Source organism: Leisingera sp. F5, from assembly GCF_001593695.1.
Genome location: NZ_LUKH01001131.1, coordinates 1 through 1,246, shown reverse-complemented (window position 1 = coordinate 1,246; position 1,246 = coordinate 1). Strand labels below are relative to the sequence as shown.

The following is a 1,246-nucleotide window of genomic DNA, read 5'->3' as shown; positions in this document are numbered from 1 at the left end:
CGCATTTCTGATGTGAAAGTCGACTGTGTGGCGGCTGATGTTGAGTATGATCTCGATTTCTGCTGAAGATTTCCCCAATGCTGCAAGCTGCAGGCATTCCAGTGCCCGCGGGGAAATGCCGGCAGTTGCCTGGGTTTCGCTTTCAGGGGGGACGGTGTCGCTCACCGCCTGGCCTATCAGCTGGCCGTAATAGGTTGCACGTGACAAGTCCTTGTCTGAATAGGCTTTTTTCCGCGAACTTGAGAAGGACACGATCTGAATGCTGCCATCGAACTGCCGCGAAGACAGCAGCACCCCGGAATGAATACCGAAATCGCCGGCTGCCTTGTAAACCTGATCATGTTTCTTCTGGAACGATGCGCAGTTCCGGACGGTTTGCCAGCAAATGGCCCGGCTTGTGCGGGGGGCGAACTGGATGACGGGATCCGAGCCGATAAGGCCGGTGCTGCAGTAATGCGCCGTCCAGTCCTCGGGGAAGTTTGTTTTCATGCTCTGCTGCGCCGCAGTGATGCCACGCGTGGTTTCCGCGGTTATGTGGCAGGCGGCGAAATACTCAAAATCCGTGTTACCCTGAAGTTCGCTGAATAGGCTGTCCACAATGGAACCGCGCGCGTTGCATCCGCTAGTAACAGCATTCTGCATCACCAAATCCTAAATGAATCAAACTTACGTTAGGTTATTTCAGGCCAACCTTCGGCGCAACTTATAATTGTGACGCACCCTTGCACAGATCTGTTATGCGGTTGTGGGAGGGAACACGCCGATGCAGGATCTTTTCCTCACTCAAGGTTGCATTTACAGGCCAAACTCACACTTTTGAGTAAAGCGCCCCTAGCCGAGACCCGACTTCAGATGGCCAAGACATTTCTCACCTTCGCAATCGCCTTTTTACTGGCCGGTCTGGCCGTCGCAGCCGCCTTGCGGGTCTGGCCGGCGCAGAGCGCCCGGGCGATGATCTCGGCCTTTGTCTATGTCTCCGGATTGGCGGCGAGACAGGCCGAAACCAAGGTTGGCACAGTGCATTATCTGGAGGGCGGTAAGGGCGAGACGGTTGTGCTGCTGCACGGGATCTTCGCGCGCAAGGAGCATTGGATCGACATGACCCGGCAGCTGAGCGGGGACTACCATGTGATCGCGCTGGACTTGCCGGGGTTCGGGGACAATTCCGTGCTGCCGGAAGGGGAGTACGCCTATGCCGAGCAGGCACAGAACCTCATGGCGGTGCTGGATACGCTTGGTGTGGAGC

At 56.7% G+C, this 1,246-nt stretch carries 2 protein-coding genes; one reads left to right on the top strand and one right to left on the bottom strand.

Annotated features, from left to right (window positions below; genetic code table 11):
- Window positions 1-642 (bottom strand): LuxR family transcriptional regulator (locus tag A2I95_RS39510; RefSeq protein ID WP_291737813.1); only part of this gene is annotated, 642 nt, incomplete at its 3' end.
- Between the two features lie 210 nt (window positions 643-852).
- On the opposite strand from A2I95_RS39510, the gene A2I95_RS39505 reads away from it, so the two are divergent.
- Window positions 853-1,246 (top strand): alpha/beta fold hydrolase (locus A2I95_RS39505; RefSeq protein ID WP_291737812.1); only part of this gene is annotated, 394 nt, incomplete at its 3' end.